The sequence below is a fragment of the Nonomuraea sp. B5E05 genome, from assembly GCF_039880665.1.
Lineage (GTDB): Bacteria > Actinomycetota > Actinomycetes > Streptosporangiales > Streptosporangiaceae > Nonomuraea.
The window spans coordinates 81,156-101,515 of the sequence record NZ_JBDPMJ010000017.1; the positions used below are offsets into that span (position 1 = coordinate 81,156).

Sequence of the window (20,360 nt, forward strand, 5' to 3'; positions counted from 1 at the left end):
GGTCCTGCGCCCGGCCCTACGCCGGGCGTTCGGAGAGCACCATGCGCATGAGCTCGGCCCGCGACGTGAGGCCGGCCTTCTGGAAGACCTTGCGCAGGTGGTAGTCCACGGTGCGCGGGCTGAGGAACAGTTGCGCGGCGATCTCCCGGTTGGTCAGCCCTTCGCCGACGGCCAGCGCGATGCGCAGCTCCTGAGGGGTGAGCGTGGTCAGCGCCCCCGCCTCGGGGGTGCGCGCCGACTCGCCGGTGGCGCGCAACTCGCCCAGCGCGCGAGCGGCCCAGGCGATCGCGCCGATGCGGCGGAAGGTCTCCGCCGCGCCGCGCAGGTGCTGCTGCGCCTGGGAGCGCCGCCGGTCGCGGCGCAACTGCTCGCCCAGCAGCAACTCGGTACGGGCCTGCTCCAGCGGGGCGTCGGCCAGCGCGTGCAGGCGCAGGCTCTCCGCGTAGTGGGCCGCGCCGTCCTCGCGGACCAGTGCCCGGCAGCGCGCCGTGAGCGCGCCCAGCTCCGGCGACGCGGTGTGCTCCGTCCACCGCGCGTAGCGGGCGGCGGCCACGGCGGCCCGGTCGTGCTCGCCGGCCCTGACCAGAGCCTCGACGAGATCGGGGACCAGGCCCATCGCCAGGTCCGAAGGCTGGTCGGCGTCCCGCCCGCCGACCGCCTCGAAATGCCGCGTGGCCTCGCCGTGCCTGCCCGCGACCAGCTCCATCAACCCGAGGGCCCGCCTGGCGTACGCCGTCGCATCCGCCAGCCGGCGTTCGCTCGCCTCGGCCAGCACCTCCGCGGCCAGCTCACCGGCCTCGGGACGGCCGCGGATCGCGGCGCACAAGGCGAGCAGCCCTCGGTTGCGGCAGGCCGTGTTCGGCTGGCCGACCTCGGCGGCGAACGCGCAGCCCTCCTCGGCGTGGGCCTCGGCCAGCCCGAGCCGGCCGCGGGCGAGCTCGTCGGCCGCCTGGTATTCGAGGTTCCACGCGAGCGCGCCCAGCGAGCCGCCGGCGCGGGCCAGCCGCCCGGCGTTCTGGTACAGGCGCCGGCTCAGCTCGCGGTCGCCGAGCCCCCGGACGATCGCCCCGGCCAGAGTCATCGTGATCGGATCGGTGAGCGCGTCCACACCGGCGCCGTTCCGTACGGCGGGTCCCGGGTCGTGGCCGGCGCGGGCCTGGCAGGCGGCGCGCAGCAGCCGCAGCACCGCCTCCTCAGGATCGCCCCCTCCGTCCCGGGCGTCCTGCTCCGGTATGCCCTCGTCGAGCCAGCGGGCGAGTTCGGACCAGGCCCCCGGCCGGTTGGTACGGGTTCCGAGGTCGCCGTACATCGCGATGGTCGGGGTGAAGCGGCGCCGGTCGACCCGCACCGCCCGCGGGATCCACGGCCTGACGAGGTCCATCGCGTCCTCGGGAGAGCCGATGAACTCGGTCACCACGGCCCGCATCGCGGCCACGGAGATCCGGTCCACCTCGTCCAGATGGGGCTCGCGTTCGGCCCGGTCGAGCAACTCCCCGGCCGTGGCGGTGAACCCCCCGCGAACGGCGGCGCGCGCCGCGCTCCACAACCGCCGCCCCCGGTGCGGGCCGGCCGCGGTGAGCTCGGCGGCCCGCGACAGCGCGGCCATGGCCGCCGCCGGGCCACCGCGCAGCGCGGCCTGCTCGGCCGAGCGTTCGAGTAGCTCCGCGGCCTCCTCGTCGTGGCCGGTCGCGGCATGACCGCGGTGCCAGGCCCGCCGGTGCTGGTCGGCCGGAGCGTCGAAGGCCGACGCGAGGGAACGATGGATGGCCGCGCGCCGCCCCGGCGTGGCGCTGTGATAGATCGCCGACCGCATCAGCGGATGCCGGAACACCAGCCTCGGCCCGTCGTAGGTGAGCAGCTCGTCGAGCTCCGCCCGGTGCAGCGGCCCGGCGTCGAGACGCAGCTCGACGGCCGCCTTCTCGATCGTCTCCACGCTGCCGGAACCGTCGGCGGCGACCAGTTGCAGCAGCGGCAACGCCTCCGCGTGCCGGGCACGGACCCGGCTCAGGAACGAGCGCCGCAACTCGTCGGTCAACGCCGGCGGCTCCTGCGCTCCTTCCGGCGGGAGCTCCTTCCCCGCCAGCTCCAGCAGGGCCAGCGGGTTGCCGCCGGTGGCGGCCAGCAGGTGGCGGCGCTCGCCGTCGGTCAGCCGCCGCCCGCCCGCGCGTTCGGCCAGCAGCGCCGTGGCCGCCTCACCGCCGAGGCCCATGAGCGGGACCCTGCGCAGGTGGGGCAGGTCGGTGCCGTGGCCCTCGTCGGCCCGCGCGGCCAGCATCAGCGCGACGGGCTCGTCGTCCAGCCGGCGAGCGACGAACGCCAGCGTCTTGAGCGTCGGCTGGTCCGCCCAGTGCGCGTCGTCGACGACGCACAACACCGGCCGCTCCCCGGCCAGCAGGGACAGCAGCGACAGGCTCGCCAGGCCCACCAGGAACGGATCGGGCGGGCCGCCGTGCGCCCGCCCGAACAGGACGTTCAGCGCCTGCGCCTGCGGCCCCGGCAGCTCGCCGACCGAACCGAGCACGGGCATGAGGAGCTGGTGCAGGGTCGCGTACGCGAGATCCGTCTCGGGCTCGACGCCGACCGCGCGGAGCACCTGGAAACCGGCCGCCCGCTCCTCCGTGTACGACAGCAGCGCCGTCTTGCCGATGCCCGGCTCGCCGTGCAGCACGACCCCGCCGCCGTGCCCGTCCGCGGCGCGCCGCAACAACGAGTCCAGCAACTCGCTCTCGTCGGCTCGCCCCAGCACACGCCGAGCATAGAAAGCACCGGCACCCATGACAATCATCCCAAGCCGGGACCTTCTTGAGCGTTCGTGGCGTGGACGCTTCGAAGCGGCTGTTCTGTGCGGGCGTGGGGGATGCCCGCAACGGCGGGGTGACGAGACCGGCGATTTCGCCGATGCGGGGGGAGGCGGTGGGCTCCTAGCGTCGGTCGCGTACCGGACCTGCGAGACGAACCGGGGGCGAGGCCACCATGACGCGCGGAGCCTTGAGCGGCCGTACCGCCATCGTCGCCAGCGCCGGGCACGGCATCGGTCACGGCGCCGCCGCCACCTCCTGCGCACTGAGCAGGGCGGGCGCCAGCGTGGTGCTCGCCGCCCGCGACGGCCAGGCCCTCGCGGCACTGGCCGCCGACCTCGCCGCGGCGGGCGGCCAGGCGGTCGCCGTCCCGACGGACCTGGCCAGCCCGGTGTCGGTGCGGCGGCTGGTCGAGCAGACGCTCGGCGCGTTCGGACGCCTCGACGCCGCCTGCAACGACATCGCCTGCCGCCCTGCCGCCTCCGGCGCCGCCGCTCCCTGTGCCGCTACCGGGTGCGACGGCGGCTGCGACTGTGCCGCTCAGGTGCGGGGCCTGTCCCTGGCGTTGAAGTACGAGATCCAGGCGATGCGCCGGACCGGCGGCTGCATCGTCAACCTGGCGCCGTCCGATGGCCCGCGGGCCGCCGTGATCGAGTTGACCCGCGAGGCGGCGCTGGACCTGGCCGGCTCCGGCGTCCGGGTCAACGCCGTGGCGACCGGTCCGCTCGCCGGCCCGCTCGCCGGCCCGGAGGCCGGCTCGGGCGGCGGCGTCGAGGGTGTCGCTCATGCCGTTCTGTGGTTGTGCTCGGACGCCGCGTCCGCCATCACAGGCAAGGCGCTGTACGTCCGCTCCGGACCCTGCTGCGGCTCCGGCGGGCTCCCCCCGCGGAAGTGACGATCACGCAGGAGGAACCGCCGGGCGAAGGGGCCGGCGTCCCTGGCGGGCCCGTACCGTGCGTCGATCGCGCGTCAGAGGGTTCTCGTCATGAACGCGCTGTGCGGGTCGGGCTTGTAGTCGGCGAACGGCTCGCAGTACGCGAAGCCGAACTTCTCGTACAGCCGGCGGGCGGGCAGGAAGAACTCGGCCGAGCCGGTCTCCAGGCTCAACCGGGTGAAACCCATGCGGCGGGCCTCGGCGATGATGTGATCCAGCAGCAGGGACGCGATCCCGCTCTGCCGCCGCGCCTGCGAGGTGCGCATCGACTTCACCTCGGCGTGGCCGGCGTCCAGCCGTTTGATCGCCCCGCAGCCGACGACCGCGTCACCGTCCATGACCGACCAGAACGTGACTCCGGGCTCGCGCAGCCCGTCGAGGTCGAGCGCGTGCTTGCTCTCCAAGGGCGTGATGAATCGCATCTGCTGGACGTGTTCGTCAAGGAATCTGGCGATCTCGGGGCTGGACAGGTCGTCGACCACGATCTTCACGTACGTCTCCCTACGGCCGGGTGTCAGGCATAGCGTGCCAGCCCGTCGCCGGCCGGGTTCCGGCGGGCGTCCTTCCGGCCGGCGGCGCGCCCCTCACCCGGCGGCGGCGGTAACGCGCAGGAAACGCCTCCCTGTGTTGGATCGCGGGCCATAGAGGGAAACGGGCTCGATCGGCAAGTGCTTCACCGCCACGGCACTGCTGCAGCTGGTGCAGCGGCGCAAGGTGGCACTCCACGAGAAGCTGGGCGCCTACCTGGACGGGTTCCCCGCCGAGGTGGCCGCGAACGTGACCGTCCACCAGTTGCTGACGCACACCTCCGGTGTGGGCAGGCCGCCGAAGACGAGCGGACCGCCGGACCAGGAGGAGCAGGCGTGGGACTCGGTCGAGGAGGTGTGGGAGGGCACGGCACGTGTTCGCTCCGGCCGGCATGAAGCGTACGGACTTCTACACCAGGCCGCAGATCCTGGCCGCGGACGACATCGCGCACTCCTACACGACGGACCGCAGGACCGGTGAGCGCTACGACTTCACGGCCAGCGAGCGGGCCCCGTTCGTCGGCCTGCCCGCCGGCGGCTCCTACTCGACCACAGGAGAGCTGCTGAAGTTCGTGCAGGCTCTGCGGGAGGACGGCAAGCTGGAACGCCGGCTCATCACGGGCGGCTAGCGCCCGGCCGGACGGTGGTTGGACCCCGGCGGGGGGAGAGGGCCGTACCAGGTCGAGAGGACTGGTAGGCCGGCGGCGCCCTCCACGGGAAAGCTGTCATGAAATGTCCGTAATAGGTAAATGGTGATGTGGGAGGTCGCTGGGTAGAGAGCGCAGCCTAGGGAAAGGAGCCGGCCATGAACGTTCCAGCAGAGGACGCCGGACAGTCCTTGGCGGCAGAGGACGGGTGCCCCTTCCAACTCTCCGACGCCGGGACGTACGTGGTGGACGACGCGGGGCGCATCGTCGGCGTCAGCCCCCGGGCGGAGCAGATGCTCGACCGAGCCGCCTCGACCCTGCTGGGCAAGGACGCCCACGACCTGCTGCACCGCGGGAAATACGGCGAACCCCTGCCGCGGAGCCGGTGCGTGATGCGGCAGGCCCTCATCTCCAGCGAGACCAGGCAGGGCCACCAGGAATGGATGGAGCGCGGGGACGGCTCGCTGATCGCTGTCTCCTGGATGGTGACCCCCTGCCGGATCGGCGAGGGAGGTGAGGGCGCGCTGGTGCTCTTCCACGAGGCCTCCTCACCGACCCTCGTCGAGGGGCAACCCAGGCCGTCCGCGGCATCGATGCCCGAGCTGGACCGGCTGGCCCTGCTGGCGGAGACGACCGCGACCCTCACCTCGAGCCTGGACGTCGACGAGACCGTGCGCCAGCTCATCCGCCTGGTGGTGCCCCTGCTGGCGGACTGGGCGGTGGTGGACCTGCTCACCGAGGAGGGCGGGGTGTCCCGCGTATCCGTGGTGCACTACGAGCACGGCGTACGGGTGCACCGGCGGGAGCTGGAGGGGCCGATGCCGCCCCTGCCGCAGGAGTCGTCGATGCCCCTGTCGCGGGCGCTGCGCGGAGTCACCCCCGCGCTGGTGGGGCCGCAGGACTACCAGGGGACTCCCGACTCGGACATCGCGGTGAAGCAGCGGGAGTTGTTCGACGGGACCGGTATGCACTCCGCGACCATCGTGCCGATCCGCGGCGTCCGGGAGGTGGTGGGCGCCCTGACCCTGGGACGCTCCGAGCGGTCCTGGGCGTTCACCTCGGCCGACCTCCTGCTGGTCGAGGACATAGCCCGCCGTGCCGGGCTCGCACTCGACAACGCCCGCCTGTACGAGCGGCAGCGGCGGGTCGCGGAGACCATGCAGCGCCACCTGCTGCCGACGTTGCCCCGCGTGCCGGGGGTGCTGATGAGCGCACGCTACCTGCCCGCGCCGGACGCCTCCCAGGTCGGCGGCGACTGGTACGACGCCTTCGTCCTGTCCGACGGGGCGACGGGCCTGGTGATCGGCGACGTCGTCGGCCACGACCTCGACGCCGCGGCGGGCATGGCCCAGGTCTGCAACATGCTGCGCGCGTACGCCGGGGAGGTGGAGAAGCCACCCAGCATGATCCTGAACCGGCTCGACGAGGCGGTGGTGCGGATGGCCGAGACGACGATGGCCACCGTCATCTTCGCCCGGTTGGAGCAGCCGGACGACACCTGGCGGCTGCGCTGGACCAACGCGGGCCACCCGCCGCCCCTCCTGGTCGAACGCGACGGGCGGGCCTGCTTCCTGGAGGACGGCAACGGCCTGTTGCTGGGCACCGGGCTGCCTGCCGAGCGGGAGGACGCCGCCGTCGAGCTGCCGCCGGGCTCGGTCCTGCTCCTCTACACGGACGGGCTGATCGAGTCTCCCGGCCACTCCCTCGACGACGGGCTGGCCAGGCTCGCCCGGTACGCCTCGTCCCTGGTCACCCAGCCGCTCGGCTCGATCTGCGACACGCTCCTCGCGGGCGTGCGCCCCTCCGACAACGACGACGACGTCGCCATGCTCGCCCTGCGCATCCCCGGCTGACCCGCGCGGGCCGTCGCGGGCCTTGCGAGGAGCAGGTCAGGCCACCTTGGCGGACGCGGCGGCCCAGGTGTTGCACGAGCCCGGGTCGCCGGTGGCGAAACCGCGCGACACCCAGGAGCGGACCGTGGCGGTCGTGCCGTACCAGCTGTTCCTGCCGTCCCGGTCGCCGACGGGGAGGGACTTGAAGCGGTGCCAGTCTTTCGCGGAGCGCCCCTTCATGGGCCAGACGCTCTTCATGAAGGCGCCCCCCAGGCAGGCGGACTGGAGGAAGTAGCGCCGGGACTGCTCGCGGTACTCCGCCTTCCCGTCGGCGGACAGCTCGCCGAGGGCGGCCGAGATGCCGGTCAGGTACTGGACGTGGTAGGCGTACATGGAGGCGGCCGTGTGGAAGAGCCACAGGTCGGAGGGGTTGGCGGCCCACTCCTCGCCGATCTGGAAGATCAGCGTGCGGGACTTCTCGCAGTACCACGCCTGGGAGTCGGCGCCGTCCACCGCCAGGTCGCAGTGGTTCCTGGGGATCCGGTTCATGTGCCGCACCCGGACCGGTTCGTACGGCAGGCCGGCGCCGGTGAGGTGCCGTTTCCAGGTGCGCTCCAGGCAGGCGACGACCGCGTTGACGTAGGCGCGCGCCAGCTTGCGGTCGCCACGCCTGACCGAGGGCTCCCCGCAGGTCGTCCTGGGCAGCGGACCCGCCCGGTAGAGCGGGTTGGCGGTCAGCTCGGAGCGGTCGACGGGGTGGACCGTCGTCCCCGCGGCGGCCACGCTCGTCGTCGGCCCGGCCAGCGGCGCGGCGAGGGCGCCCGCCAGCGCCGTGATCATGAAAAGTCTCACGTGGCGTGACTCTAGGGCCCGGTCCGACCGCCGACAAATCGCTGACGGCCGGTCGACGTGGCGTAGGACCGGATCGTCTCCAGGAACAACACGATCACGGCGATCCCGAGCAGCCCGTGGTACCACTGCCAGCCCACGCCGATGCCGACGAACCCGTCCACGGCCATGATGCCGGCGCCGCCGCAGACGGCCGCGGCCATCACGGCGAGCACGAGCAGCATCAGCCATCTGGGCACCCGGCGGCCCGTCGGCAGGACCGTGAGGAGGACGATCCCCGCCCCCGCCACCCCGGACGCGGTCGCGAGCCACTGCGCCGTGGCCGCGTCCATGAAGTAGGTCGCGGCCTCGGAGGCCGGAACCGGCGGGCCGCCGGGGAACCCGAGCCGAGCCTGCGTGGCGAAGGCGGCCTTCCCGGCGGCGTAACCGAGGAACAACCCCGCCACCGCGTACGCGGGCCAGCGTCGTGGCCGATCAGAACGCATCATGGCCGTCACCGTAGGCGCCGCTCGCCGGAGTCCTCTTCCCCTCGGCCGGGGAGGAACGTCCCCCGCGGGAGGGAGATTCCAGGCGGCTACGTCATTCGCCCATCCACCGCCCAACGCCGAAGGTGTCAGATCCGGTCGCTGAGAGCGCTCAGCAGGCGGCCGAACCCCCGGGTGGCCAGCCGCGGCGGCGCGGCGCCGTTCATGCGCATGAGGCGCTCGCTCTGCATCAGCGTCCGCGGGCCGGACACGGCGAGGGTGTTCGAGGCGACGGTGGAGGCCAGGGCCGCCCGCCGCCTGCGCCTGGCGGAGTACACGCCGACGACGTCGGCCGGATCGGCCACCGTGGCCAGGCAGTCCACCAGCGCCTGCTCCAGCACCACCACCTCGTGCCCGGCGGCGATCAGTCCCCGCGCCGCCGCCAGCCCGCTGATCCCCGCTCCAGCTACAAGCACCCGCACCGGCGGCCTCCCAAGCTCTATAAAATGTAGTACTACACTTTTATAGAGGCTTGGGATCGCCGGCCGGACCGGGGCGCCGATCAGTCCGTCTTGCCGAGCTCGTCAAGGGCGGCGCGGGTGACATGGAGCCCGTTGCCGGGAAGCGGGGTGTACGTGTCGCCCGCCTTCGCGGACGTGGCCGCCGTGCCGTCCGGGCCCGTCGCGACGTACTGCCCCTGTTCCGGACTCACCATGGTGTGGTCCCCGGTGTCGTCCCAGGCGTGCAGGAACAGCAGGTAGCTCTTGTCCTGGTCGAGCTTGACCTCGTCGAGCGCGGTCAGCTTCTCGCCGTCGAGCTCTCCGCCGAGCTGCCGGACCTCGACGGAGCGCACGTCGGCCGGATCGCCCTTGAACACGTGGGTGATCTCCGCCGTGGCGATGGTGACGATGTCGCCGACCTCCTGTTCGGCCACCTTCCTGGCCTCGGCCAGCTCGTCGGGGGTGAGCCCGTACAGGGGGTTGGCCTTGGGGTCGTCGTACCCCTCGTCGCCGGGTTCGAGGATCTTCGAGGGCTTGTCCCTCGCGGTTCGCATGCCGGTGACGTTGGCCTGCACCACGAGGTCCGCGTCGTCCCACATCTCCTTCACGGAGGCGAAAGCCGGATAGTCGGCCGACACGACCGCCTCCCGCGCGCCGGCCCCGTCCATGGAGACCGCCGTCGTCGTGGCGGCTCCGCCTCCGCATCCCGCCACAGAAAAGACGAGGCCCGCGCTTAAGGCGAGCGTGGCAAGGTGTCGCTTCGCCATCAGAACTTCCTCGTGTAGCCGGTGGTGTAGTAATCCGTCACGTCGCTGTTGTCGTGCGACTGGCGGCGCGTCATGGTGTTCCGATTGCGGCACTTACACATGATCGAGTCGTTGCGCTCGTTGTGTCCCAGACTCAGCGCATGGCCGAGCTCGTGCGTGAAGACGCTGTGCACGTAGTTCTGGAACCGGCTGGCCTTGTTGGCGATCGTGCGGGCGTTGAGCGTGATGTAGCAGCCCGTGGACCCGCCGTTGACGTGGTAGCTGTAGTAGTGCCCGAAGCCTGATGAGCTGTAGCGTCCCACCTTGACGTTGCAGTTGGCGCCCGAATCGTTGCGCAGGGCCACCCTGGCGTGATTCGACCAGCGTTGTGGCGCCTTGGTCATGGGTGGTTTCCACTGATCGTTGTAGCCGGTCACGTGGTGGTAGCTGAAGTTCGACCACTTCTGCCCGTAGTCCTTTCTGTGCGCCGACACAGGGGTGGCGGCCAGCGGCACAACGGCGGCGACCAGCCCTAAGACGACCACGCCCGTGGCCGTCCGGTGGTGACGGGGAGCATGCCTCACCAGGAAACCTCCTCGATCGGTGCATGGCGGAACACGATCTTTCTAGGGCGGTCGTTGTTTCCTTTCTGTTTCCTTTCTGTCTCTGTTCGCGAACCACCGTCTTCCGGCGCCGGTGTCGTGAGCACGGTCCGCCTCCCGGGCCTCCGGTGAACGGCCGTCCGCGGCCTTGCTGAGGACGCGGTCCCGTGCGAAATTTCATGGGGCGCAAGGGCGGAGCAGGGAACCATCGATCGACGTGAGCCGCCCGGCCCGAGCCCGTTGGGAGGCGCTCGTGACCGGGAGTCGGCTCGGAGGCGGAAACGACGGGGGCGCCGTGCGCGTGGGATCGCAGGTCCGGCGGCCGGTGCGGGCGTGGACGGCGTCCGTTCACCAGTTGCTGCGGCACCTGGAGAACAGAGGATTCGACGGGGCTCCCCGCGTGCTCGGCATCGACGCGGACGGATGCGAGACCCTCACCTATCTCGAAGGCGACACCGTCGGCGACGCCCTGGTGTGGCCGTCGTGGACCCGCACCGAGCACACGCTCGTGCAGGTGGCGTCATGGCTGAGGTCGTACCACGAGACGGTGGCCGACTTCGTGCCGTCCGCGGACGCTCACTGGCGCACCGGCCGGCCGTGGGAGCCCGGGCTGGTCATCGCGCACAACGACGCCAGCCCGTTCAACGCCGCCTACCACGCCGGGCGGCTGGTCGGCTTCTTCGACTGGGACTTCGCCGGCCCCACCACGGTGGACTCCGACGTGGCGGCGCTGGCGCTGTGCTGGGTGCCGCTGCACGCCCGTCACGTGGCCGCCACGGAGGGCTTCACCCAGTTCGACACGCGGCCCGCGCGGTTGCGCCGGTTCCTGGACGCGTACGGATGGGAGGGCCGGACGGAGACCATCATCGAGGACGCCCAGGCGCAGATGCGCGCTCGTGCGGCCCTGATCCGCCGCCTGGGCGTCACCGGCGACGGGCTCTACGCCAGGCTGCTGCGCCGCGGCGTCGCCGACGACCTCGACCAGGCCGTCCGCGAACTCGACGACTTCCCGCGCTAGCGCGCCTCCGCACCCGCCGGCGGGCTCGGCTGGCCGCCGGTCGCCCTACGGTACGGGGGCGGTGAGGGGAGGGCCGTTCGGCCTACGGCGCGCTGATCCGGGCGGTGAGGGGGAGGTCCGCGACGCTGGAGCCGGCGTGGACGGTGAACTCGCCCGGCTCGGTCCGCCAGCCGCCGTCCCAATGCTGGAACGCGCGGCGCGGGAGCGGGATCGTGACCCGATCGGCCTGCCCCGCGCCGGCGCGCACCACCGCGTATCCGGCGAGCCAGCGCACCGGCCGGTCCACCGCGCCCGACTCCCGTGACAGGTACACCTGCACCACGTGCTTGCCCGCGCGCCCGCCGGTGTTGCGCACGGTCAGGCTCACCTCACTGGGGGAGGCGGCGAGGTCGGTCAGCTCCCAGCTCGTGTAGCCGAGGCCGTGCCCGAACGGGTAGGCGGGCTCGGCCCCGGCGCGCAGCCATGCGCGGTAGCCGACGTGCACGCCCTCCTCGTAGGCCACCACCCCGTCCACGGGAGCGGTCCGCAGGACCGGCACGTCCGTTTCCTCACCGGGCCAGGTGGTGGGCAGCCGGCCGCCCGGCTCGGCCGTCCCGAGCAGCACGTCGGCCAGGGCGTTGCCGAACTCCTGCCCGCCGAACCAGCCCAGCAGCACGGCGGCCACCTCGTACCGCCACGGCATGAGCACGGGCGCGCCCGCGTTGACGACGACGACCGTGCGCGGGTTGGCGGCGGCGACCGCGCGCACGAGCCTGTCCTGCGCGCCGGGAAGCGCCAGCGTGGCCCGGTCGGCCGCCTCCCGTTCGATCTCCGGGCTCGTGCCGACCACGACCACGGCCACCTCCGCCCGCCGCGCCGCCTCGGCCGCCGCCCCGATCGCCTCCACCTCGCCGGCGCGTGCCGTGCCGGCGGGGGCCAGGTCCTCGCCCAGCGTGAGGGTCAGGCCGTTGCCCTGCGGTACGCCGTCCAGCCTGGCCGTCAGCTCGGCCTCTCCGGCGGCGAGCTCGACCGTGACCGAGACGTGCGGCGGCGAGACCAGGCCGCCGCCGAAGTCCTCGCCCTCGTGCACCAGCTCCCGCTCCAGCACCCGCACACCGTCGACGGCCAGCGTGGCGAACCCGGCTCCCGCGATGCCGAGCCGCGCGGTGCCCGGCTCCCGCACCAGGTAGCGGGTGGTGACCTCCACCGACGTCGTGCCCGCGGGGCGGGATCCGCCCAGCCTGGCCAGGTCGGACGAGCGGCGGTTCTCGCTCAGCAGTTCCCGGCCGCCGGAGTCGAGGAAGCGGGCGCGCACCCCGGGTTCGCCCGAGACGGGGTCGGTCAGCCGCGCGATCGGCAGCGCCGCGAGGCCCTCCTGGGTGACGGCGCCGAGGGTCCACGTGATCTCGGCGTCCGGCAGCGCGGCGCGTAGCCCGTCCAGCGGGGAGATGACGTACGGCGGCGTCACGGTGGCGCTGCCGCCGCCCTGGCTGCGGAACTGGAGGGCGTTGTGCCCGATCACCGCGACCGACCGGGGGCCGGGAGCGGGCCACGGCAGCTCGCCCTCGTTGCGCACCAGCACCATCCCGTCGGCCGCCACGCGCCGCGCCAGCACGGCGCCCTCCTCGGCGGAAACCGCCACCGCCGGGGGCACGCCGCCGGCCGTCCCGGAAGCGGGCACGCGACCGTCGTCCGTTCCGGTGGCCGGGTCGGGGGTCAGGGCATTCCGTGTGCCGGTGGCCGGGGCGGGGGTGAGGCCGTCCAGGGCGCCGACGCGGGCGGCCAGCCGCAGCAGGCGCCGTACCTTCTCGTCGACCGCGGCCTCCGGGACGAGCCCGTCGCGCACCGCCGCGACCAGCGCGTCCCCCCACGGCCCGTCCGGACCGGGCATCGCCAGGTCCTGCCTGGCCAGCGCGGCCGGTACGGTCGACCGCGCGGCCCACCAGTCGGACACCACCACGCCGTCGAACCCCCACTCGCCGCACAACGGCTCCGCCAGCAGCGGGTTCTCCGTCATGGTGGCGCCGTTGACCGCGTTGTACGCCGACATCACCACCCAGGCCCCCGCCTCCACCACGGCCTTCTCGAACGCCGCCAGGTAGAGCTCCCGCAGCGCCCGCTCGCTCACCACGACGTTCGCCGTGAAGCGCTCGGTCTCGAAGTCGTTGCCCACGTAGTGCTTGGGGGTAGCGGCGACGCCGAGGCTCTGGACTCCGCGCACGTACGCCGCCGCCAGGTCGGCCGTCAGCAGCGGGTCCTCGGAGTACGCCTCGAAGTGCCGCCCTCCGAGCGGGCTGCGGTGCAGGTTGATCGTCGGCCCGAGCACCACGTGGGCGCCCTTGCGCCGCGCCTCGGCCGCCAGCGCCGCCCCGTACGCGTGGGCGGTGGCGATGTCCCAGGTGGCGGCGAGCGCGGTGGCGGACGGCAGGTTCACCGCGGGGTCGCGCTCGTCCCAGGTGACGCCGCGGATGCCGGACGGCCCGTCGGACAGCACCATGGCGCGCAACCCGATGTCGGGGTCGGCGTGGGTGCTCCACTCGTCCGCGCCGGTCAGCAGGCGGACCTTGCGCTCCAGGGTGAGCTTGTCGAGGAGCCGGTCGATCTGGTGCACGGATGCCTCCCGCCGCTGCTCATACGTATGAGCACATCTGCCGAATAGGTTGATCCGGGACGCTAAGCACAGAACGCTCGCCCGTCAAGGGGGGACGAAAAGTTCCGGTCACACCCTTGACGCCTCGCCGTAACGTCCATACCGTCCCTGTTCATACGTAGAAGCAACCGGCCCTTCCCCCGTCCGGCCGGCTTGCGCATACGTATGCGCACCCCCTGGAGACACACATGCGAACAAGAGGACTCCTGGTCGCCGTCGTGATGGCGCTCGCCACCGCGTGCACGGCGGGCGTCCAGAACCAGCCGGCCGGCGGCGCCCGCGCGGACACCATCGTCTTCGGCAAGACCGACGCCGGCACGACGTACATCCGCAACTACAACGTCGTCGGGCCCGCGACGCAGAAGACCCCGAACGCGGAGATGATCTACGAGCCGCTGGCCCGCGTCGACTACAGCGACGGCGGCACGGTCAAGCCGTGGCTGGCCGAGAGCCTCGAGTTCGACGAGAAGGGCACCCGGCTCACGATCAAGGTGCGCCAGGGCGTGACGTTCTCCGACGGCGCGCCGCTGACGGTCGACGACGTCGTGTTCTCCCTGAGCCTGCCCCTGGAGAACCCGGACTTCAACCTGGGCGGCACCACGTACACGGCCGTGGAGAAGATCGACGAGTCCACGGTCGCGGTCACGTTCGGCAAGCCAGGGTTCAGCGAGATCAACCAGTTCGCCTCGCCGTCGTTGCCGATGGTGCCGAAGAAGATCTGGGAGAAGCAGGACCTCAACACCTGGACGAACCCCGACCCCGTGGGCACCGGCCCGTTCGTCCTGGAGTCGTTCGCCGCCCAGCAGATCACGCTGCGCGCCCGCGACGACTACTGGGGCGGCACGTTCCCCATGAAGCACCTGAAGATCATCCCGACCAACCAGGACGCGGTGAAGGCGCAGCTGCTGCGCGGCGAGGTCGACTGGGCGATCCAGTCGTGGCCCGGCGCCGAGCAGGAGTACGTCGCCAAGGACCCGGGCAGGCACCTCTACCAGCTGTACGCCACCGGCGGCGCGTACTCGATGCTCTACAACACCGCCAGACCACCCTTCGACGACGTGCACGTGCGCCGCGCGCTGGCGATGACGATCCCGCGCGGCGACATCGTCACCACGCTCAACCGGCCCGGCACCGAGGCGGGCCCCACCGGCCTCGTCGACCTCGTCTACCGGGACTGGATCAAGCCCGAGTACCGCGGCAAGGTGCAGCAGGTCGACGCCGAGGGCGCCAGGCGCGAGCTGGCGGAGGGCGGCTGGACGGTCACCGACGGCAAGCTGGTCAAGGACGGCAGGGCGTACGCGCCCACCCTCTCCTTCAACCAGGACTTCGGCTGGGCCCCCTACGCCGACATCATGATCAACAGCTGGAGGTCGGCGCTCGGCCTGCAGGTCAAGTCCGCCGGAGCGCCAGGCGCCAACTTGTACGAGAGCCAGCAGCTCGGCACGTTCGACCTGACGATCGCCACCACCGGCGGCGCCGGCGTGAGCGGCGTCTACAGCATGCTGGCCGGCCGCGCCGTCAAGCCCGTCGGCAAGAAGGCCGCCACCAACCTGGGCCGCTGGAAGGACGCGAAGACCGACGCCGTGCTCGCCGAGCTGATGGGCACCGCCGACACCGGCGAGCTCAAGCAGTACGCCCAGGAGATGCAGACGATCGTCGTGGACCAGGTGCCCTTCAGCCCGATCTACAACTCGTACTGGTTCGTGGCGATCAACGCCGGGCGGTGGACGGGCTGGCCCACCCCCGAGAAGTTCACCTACGTCCCGTTCCCCGGCCTCGGCCCCGACACCACGATGACGCTGATGAACCTCAAGCGTGCCGCCCCATGACCGGCAGGCGCTTCCTGGCCAGAAGGCTCGGCTTCTACGCCGCCGCCGTGTGGTCGGCCGTCACCCTGAACTTCCTCATTCCGCGCCTCATGCCCGGTGACCCGTCGCTGGCGATCATCGAGGAGTTGGAGCGGGTCAGCGGCCAGTCGCTGCCGCCGCGCACGCTGGAGTCCATCCAGCGCCTGTTCGGCGACCCGAGCGCCAACCTCGGCTCCCAGTACCTCGACTATCTGGGCCAGCTCGCCCGGCTCGACCTCGGCGTGTCGATCAGGAACTTCCCGACCCCGGTCAGTGACCTGGTCTGGCAGGGCCTGCCGTGGACGCTGCTGCTGGTCGGCAGCACCACCGTGGTGGCGTTCCTGGTCGGCACCGGGCTCGGCGTGATCGCCGGGTGGCGGGCCGGCGGGCGGTTCGACTCGATCGTCAGCCCGCTGACCACGTTCGTGTCGTCGGTGCCGTACTTCTGGGTGGCGCTGCTGGCGTTGTGGGCCTTAGGGTTCCTGCTCGGCTGGTTCCCCCTGGCCGGCGGCTACGACCCGGACCTGCCCGTCGGGTTCAACGCGCCGTTCCTGCTGAGCGTCCTGCACTACGGCGCCCTGCCCGCCGCCACGATCGTGTTCTCGGCGTTCGGCGGCTGGCTGCTCGGCATGCGCAACATGACCGTCACCACGGTCCGCGAGGACTACGTGCTGCTCGCCCTGGCCAAGGGCCTGTCGCCGCGCAGGGTCATGCTCCGGTACGCCGCCCGCAACGCCATGCTGCCGAACTTCACCGGCTTCGCCCTCGCGCTCGGCGGCGTCGTCGGCGGCGCGCTGCTGACCGAGATCGTCTTCAGCTACCCCGGCATCGGCTACCTGCTGTTCATCTCGCTCCAGCAGCGCGACTACCCGGTGATGCAGGGCGTCTTCTTCCTCATCACGCTCACCGTGCTCCTCGCCAACCTGGCGGCCGACTCGGTGTACGCGCTGCTCGACCCGCGCATCAGGGAGCGCGCATGAAGGTACGCGCAGGCTCGGCCATCATCGCCTTCTTCGCGCTGGTCGCGATCTTCGGCGGCTGGTTCAGCGAGACCGTGCTGGGGCTCGACCCCCGGGCCAACGACATCCAGGCCATCGCCCAGCCGCCGTCGGCAGAGCACCTGCTCGGCACCACCCAGTTCGGGCAGGACGTGCTGGCCCAGGTGATCGCGGGGGCGAGCGGCTCGATGTTCGTCGGGTTCCTGGCCGCCGCGATCGGCACGGCGCTGGCGGTGCTGGTCGGCGTGACCGCCGGCTACTTCGGCGGCGGCGTGGACGGCGTGCTGAACTTCCTGACGAACCTCTTCCTCGTCATGCCGGTGCTGCCGCTCATCTTCGTCGTGGCCGGCTACCTGCAGGGCACGGGCCTGTGGACGATCGCGCTCATCATCGGGCTGTTCGGCTGGGCGGGCGGCGCCCGCACGCTGCGCGCCCAGGCCATGAGCGTGGCGGGACGCGACTTCGTCCGCGCCATGCGGCTGCTCGGCGAGAGCAACCGCCGGCTCGTCTTCTTCGAGGTGCTGCCGCACCTGACCGGGCTGATCGCCTCGATGTTCCTGCACGCGCTGATCGGCGCGGTGCTGGCCGAGGCCGGGCTGGCCTTTCTGGGGATCTCCGACTCCGCGGCGATCAGCTGGGGCACCATGATCCAGGCGGCGCAGCAGCAGAGCGCGGTGCTGCGCGGGCTGTGGTGGTGGTTCGTGCCGCCGGGGTTGTGCATCGCGCTCATCGGCACGGCGGCGGCCCTGGTCAACTTCGGCGTGGACGAGGTGGCCAACCCCAAACTCCGGGTCGTCAGGACCCGCCGGGCACGGATCGCGAGGAGCGAGGCGGCATGACCTCCCAGACACAGGAACACGCGCCGGCCACCCCGGCCGCCCACCGCGCGGTGCTGCAGGTGGACGGGCTCAGCGTCGAGTACGCCGGGGAGGTGCGGGCGTGCGTGGACGTGTCGTTCACGCTGCGCCGCGGCGAGATCCTGGGCGTGGCCGGAGAGTCGGGGTCGGGCAAGTCCACCCTGATCACGGCGCTGACCCGGCTCCAGCGCCCGCCCGCCGTGACCACCGCGGGCCGCATCCTCTACCACGGCCGCGACGGCGGCCCGCCGGTCGACCTCGTCACGCTGGACGACCAGGCCCTGCGTGACCTGCGCTGGACGAGCCTGTCCATCGTCCTGCAGAGCGCCATGGACGCGCTCAACCCGGTGATGCGGCTCGGCGCCCAGTTCGCCGACGCGCTGCGCGCCCACGACCGGCGGATGAGCAGGAAGGAGGCCTGGCAGCGGGCCGCCGAGCTGCTGGCCATGGTCGGCATCTCGGCCGACCGGGTGCGCGGCTACCCCCACCAGCTCTCCGGAGGCATGCGGCAGCGCGCGGCCATCGCGCTCGCCCTGGCCTGCCGGCCCGACCTGGTCGTCATGGACGAGCCGACCACCGCCGTGGACGTGGTCATGCAGCGCCAGATCCTCTCCCAGGTGCTGCGCCTGCGCGACGAGCTGGGCTTCGCCGTCGTGTTCGTCACCCACGACCTGTCGCTGCTGCTGGAGGTGGCCGACCGGATCGCCATCATGTACGCGGGCCGCATCGTCGAGATCGGCACCGCCCGGGCCCTCTACACCGACCCGAAACACCCGTACACGCAGGGCCTGCGCGACTCGTTCCCGCCGCTGCACGCCCCGCTGCGGCCGCTGACCGGCATCCCCGGCAGCCCGCCCGACCTGCGCAGGCCACCGCCAGGGTGCGCCTTCCACCCCCGCTGCCCCAAGCGCTTCGACGGCTGCGACGCCACCCTGCCCGAGCTCGTCCCGGCCGCCGGGCACGAGGTCGCCTGCCTGCTCTACCCTGCTGGAGGTGATCACTGATGAGCGAGCCCGTGCTCGAGGCGCGTGAGGTCGCCAAGCACTTCCCCGCCGGCAGGCGCGGCGTCGTGCGGGCCGTGGAGGACGCCACCCTGGCGCTGCTGCCCGGCCGGATCGTGGCCCTGGTGGGGGAGAGCGGCAGCGGCAAGACCACGCTGGCCCGCGTGCTAGCCCGCTTCTACCCGCCCACCAGCGGCGAGGTGCTGCTGCACGGCCGCGCGGACACCGGCCGCCGCGGCTACCACGGCGACGTGCAGCTGATCTTCCAGGACCCGTTCGGGTCGCTCAACCCGCTGCACCGCGTCCGCTACAACCTCGAACGCGCCCTGCGCCTGCACCACCGCACCCGCGACCGGCGGGAGCTGGAGCGGCAGGTGCTGGAGCTGCTCGAACGGGTCAGCCTCAGCCCCGCGGCCGACGCCGTCGACAAGTTCCCCCACGAGCTGTCCGGCGGCCAGCGCCAGCGGGTCGTCATCGCCCGCGCGCTCGCCGTACGGCCGAAGGTGCTGCTGGGCGACGAGCCCATCTCGATGCTGGACGTGTCGATCCGGCTCGACATGCTCAACCTGCTCGCCCGGCTGCGCGACGAGGACGGGCTGGCGCTGCTCTACATCACGCACGACATCGCCAGCGCCCGCTACCTCTGCGACGACATCGTCGTCATGTACGCCGGGCGCATGATCGAGGGCGGCCCCAAGGAAGACGTGATCGCCCGGCCCCGGCACCCGTACACCAAGCTGCTCGTCGAGTCCTCGCCCGACCCCGGCCGCGGCGAGGACGACCGCGCCGCGCTGTTCGACGGTGCCGACGAGCTGGGGGAGCCGCCGAGCCTGGTGAACCCGCCCGCCGGGTGCCGCTTCCACCCGCGCTGCCCGTTCGCGATGCCCGAGTGCGGGCAGAGCGCGCCGCCGCGCACCGACCTCGGCGGCGGGCACTGGGCGCACTGCTGGCTGCACCAGAAGGGCCGGGCCGGCGAGCTCGACGCCACCACCCACGCGGCCGCTCTGGCCCTGCGAGCCGCCGGCGCCGGCGGCTCGGGAGAGGAGGAAGGGCCATGACGCCCAAGCGCCGCGGGCAGGCCCCGCGCCAGTCCGACGTGGCCCGGCTGGCCGGGGTGTCCCAGTCGGCCGTGTCCCGCGTGATCAGCGGGGACGTGGACTCCGCGCGCATCCCCGAGGAGACCCGCCGGCGGGTGCTCGCGGCGATCAAGGAGCTCGGGTACGTCCCCAACGCGTCCGCGCGCAACCTGCGCAACAAGCGCAACCGCCTGATCGGCGTGCACACCTTCGAGGCGGTCTTCCCGCACGCCCGCGACGACTTCTACTTCGAGTTCCTGCTCGGCATCGAGGAGCGGGCCGAGCAGACCGGCTTCGACCTCGTGATGTTCACCTCGACGGGAGCGGGCGACGGGCGGCGCAGGGTCTACCGCGACGGCACCAACCGGCTCAACCTGGCCGACGGCAGCGTGTTGCTGGGCGTCTCCACCGACCGGGCGGAGCTGGCCAGGCTGTGGGCCGACGGCTACCCGTTCGTGCACATCGGCCGCAGGGAGGTGCCCGGCGCGGAGATCCCGTGCGTGATCCCCGACTACCGCGGCGCCGCCATCGGCATCGTGGACAAGCTGGCCGGGCACGGCCACCGCCGCTTCGCCTACCTGCGCGAGCCCATGGAGATGGAGCCGTACGCCGACCGGCGCGACGGCTACCGCGAGGCGGTGGAGCGGCTCGGCCTGAGCGACAGGTCGCCCGGCTTCCGCGGCGAGAGCGGACTGACCGGCGACTGGATCGACGAGCTGGTCCGCGGCGGCGAGACGGCCGTGGTCGCCGAGAGCGTCCGGCTGGCCGAGCACCTGCTGGGCGGGCTCAGGGAACGCGGCGTACGCGTGCCCGAGGACGTCTCCGTCGCCGTGCTCGAAGCCACCTGGGAGGGCACCTCCGCCCGGTGGGACTCCCTGGAGATCCCGCGCGTCGCCATCGGCCGCATCGCCGTCGACCGGGTCATCGACATGCTCGACCACCCCGACCAGCCACCCGAGAGCCTGCTCGTCCCCTGCCCGATCGTCCCCGGCACCACCATCGCCACCGCCCGCGACGAGCGGCTCTAGAGCCTGG

Annotated in this window: 19 protein-coding genes; 10 read left to right on the forward strand and 9 right to left on the reverse strand. The window is 72.5% G+C overall.

What is annotated here, in order from left to right; genetic code table 11:
* Nucleotides 1-16 precede the first annotated feature (16 nt).
* Nucleotides 17-2,746: an AAA family ATPase gene (locus ABGB01_RS28610; RefSeq protein ID WP_347776621.1), complete on the reverse strand. Its 2,730-nt coding sequence runs from the start codon at nt 2,744-2,746 to the stop codon at nt 17-19.
* 242 nt (nt 2,747-2,988) lie between these two features.
* On the opposite strand from ABGB01_RS28610, the gene ABGB01_RS28615 reads away from it, so the two are divergent.
* Nucleotides 2,989-3,693 (forward strand): SDR family oxidoreductase, encoded by a 705-nt coding sequence (locus tag ABGB01_RS28615; RefSeq protein WP_347776622.1) that lies wholly within the window; start codon nt 2,989-2,991, stop codon nt 3,691-3,693.
* A gap of 74 nt (nt 3,694-3,767) precedes the next feature.
* On the opposite strand, the gene ABGB01_RS28620 is transcribed toward ABGB01_RS28615, so the two are convergent.
* Nucleotides 3,768-4,223: a GNAT family N-acetyltransferase gene (locus tag ABGB01_RS28620; protein WP_347776623.1), complete on the reverse strand. Its 456-nt coding sequence runs from the start codon at nt 4,221-4,223 to the stop codon at nt 3,768-3,770.
* Nucleotides 4,224-4,472: 249 nt separating this feature from the next.
* A complete protein-coding gene (locus tag ABGB01_RS28625) occupies nt 4,473-4,628 on the reverse strand; it encodes a hypothetical protein (RefSeq protein ID WP_347776624.1) in 156 nt (51 codons plus the stop codon).
* Nucleotides 4,629-4,633: 5 nt separating this feature from the next.
* Between ABGB01_RS28625 and ABGB01_RS28630 the strand changes: the two genes are divergently transcribed.
* Nucleotides 4,634-4,888: a hypothetical protein gene (locus tag ABGB01_RS28630; RefSeq protein ID WP_347776625.1), complete on the forward strand. Its 255-nt coding sequence runs from the start codon at nt 4,634-4,636 to the stop codon at nt 4,886-4,888.
* A 176-nt stretch (nt 4,889-5,064) separates the two neighbouring features.
* Nucleotides 5,065-6,759: a SpoIIE family protein phosphatase gene (locus ABGB01_RS28635; RefSeq protein WP_347776626.1), complete on the forward strand. Its 1,695-nt coding sequence runs from the start codon at nt 5,065-5,067 to the stop codon at nt 6,757-6,759.
* A 36-nt stretch (nt 6,760-6,795) separates the two neighbouring features.
* Here the strand turns inward: ABGB01_RS28635 and ABGB01_RS28640 are convergent, their stop codons facing one another.
* The 5 genes from ABGB01_RS28640 to ABGB01_RS28660 all read right to left on the reverse strand — a co-directional run bounded on the left by ABGB01_RS28640 (nt 6,796) and on the right by ABGB01_RS28660 (nt 9,881).
* Nucleotides 6,796-7,590, reverse strand: a complete 795-nt coding sequence (locus tag ABGB01_RS28640; RefSeq protein ID WP_347776627.1) for a hypothetical protein — start codon at nt 7,588-7,590, stop codon at nt 6,796-6,798.
* A gap of 11 nt (nt 7,591-7,601) precedes the next feature.
* Nucleotides 7,602-8,075 (reverse strand): hypothetical protein, encoded by a 474-nt coding sequence (locus ABGB01_RS28645; RefSeq protein ID WP_347776628.1) that lies wholly within the window; start codon nt 8,073-8,075, stop codon nt 7,602-7,604.
* Between the two features lie 125 nt (nt 8,076-8,200).
* Nucleotides 8,201-8,533, reverse strand: coding sequence for a hypothetical protein (locus ABGB01_RS28650; RefSeq protein ID WP_347776629.1), 333 nt, complete (start codon nt 8,531-8,533; stop codon nt 8,201-8,203).
* An 80-nt stretch (nt 8,534-8,613) separates the two neighbouring features.
* Entirely contained in the window at nt 8,614-9,318 is a 705-nt protein-coding gene (locus ABGB01_RS28655) for a hypothetical protein (protein ID WP_347776630.1), read from the reverse strand.
* Complete coding sequence (locus ABGB01_RS28660) at nt 9,318-9,881, reverse strand: matrixin family metalloprotease (RefSeq protein ID WP_347776631.1); 564 nt, start codon at nt 9,879-9,881, stop codon at nt 9,318-9,320. Before ABGB01_RS28660 ends, ABGB01_RS28655 begins: the two co-directional genes overlap by 1 nt.
* Nucleotides 9,882-10,194: 313 nt before the next feature.
* Between ABGB01_RS28660 and ABGB01_RS28665 the strand changes: the two genes are divergently transcribed.
* A complete protein-coding gene (locus ABGB01_RS28665) occupies nt 10,195-10,917 on the forward strand; it encodes a phosphotransferase (protein WP_347776632.1) in 723 nt (240 codons plus the stop codon).
* A gap of 82 nt (nt 10,918-10,999) precedes the next feature.
* Here the strand turns inward: ABGB01_RS28665 and ABGB01_RS28670 are convergent, their stop codons facing one another.
* Entirely contained in the window at nt 11,000-13,507 is a 2,508-nt protein-coding gene (locus ABGB01_RS28670; protein ID WP_347776633.1) for a glycoside hydrolase family 3 C-terminal domain-containing protein, read from the reverse strand.
* A 227-nt stretch (nt 13,508-13,734) separates the two neighbouring features.
* On the opposite strand from ABGB01_RS28670, the gene ABGB01_RS28675 reads away from it, so the two are divergent.
* Genes ABGB01_RS28675 through ABGB01_RS28700 form a run of 6 tightly spaced genes read left to right on the forward strand, consistent with a single transcriptional unit; the run spans nt 13,735 to nt 20,353 of the window.
* Nucleotides 13,735-15,375, forward strand: a complete 1,641-nt coding sequence (locus tag ABGB01_RS28675; RefSeq protein ID WP_347776634.1) for an ABC transporter substrate-binding protein — start codon at nt 13,735-13,737, stop codon at nt 15,373-15,375.
* Nucleotides 15,372-16,373, forward strand: a complete 1,002-nt coding sequence (locus ABGB01_RS28680; protein WP_347776635.1) for an ABC transporter permease — start codon at nt 15,372-15,374, stop codon at nt 16,371-16,373. Before ABGB01_RS28675 ends, ABGB01_RS28680 begins: the two co-directional genes overlap by 4 nt.
* Entirely contained in the window at nt 16,370-17,230 is an 861-nt protein-coding gene (locus tag ABGB01_RS28685; protein WP_347776636.1) for an ABC transporter permease, read from the forward strand. The genes ABGB01_RS28680 and ABGB01_RS28685 overlap by 4 nt, the downstream gene beginning before the upstream one ends.
* A complete protein-coding gene (locus tag ABGB01_RS28690) occupies nt 17,227-18,252 on the forward strand; it encodes an ABC transporter ATP-binding protein (protein ID WP_347776637.1) in 1,026 nt (341 codons plus the stop codon). Before ABGB01_RS28685 ends, ABGB01_RS28690 begins: the two co-directional genes overlap by 4 nt.
* Nucleotides 18,252-19,307 (forward strand): ABC transporter ATP-binding protein, encoded by a 1,056-nt coding sequence (locus ABGB01_RS28695; RefSeq protein ID WP_347776638.1) that lies wholly within the window; start codon nt 18,252-18,254, stop codon nt 19,305-19,307. Before ABGB01_RS28690 ends, ABGB01_RS28695 begins: the two co-directional genes overlap by 1 nt.
* Nucleotides 19,304-20,353, forward strand: a complete 1,050-nt coding sequence (locus tag ABGB01_RS28700; RefSeq protein WP_347776639.1) for a LacI family DNA-binding transcriptional regulator — start codon at nt 19,304-19,306, stop codon at nt 20,351-20,353. The genes ABGB01_RS28695 and ABGB01_RS28700 overlap by 4 nt, the downstream gene beginning before the upstream one ends.
* The last annotated feature ends 7 nt before the right edge of the window (nt 20,354-20,360 follow it).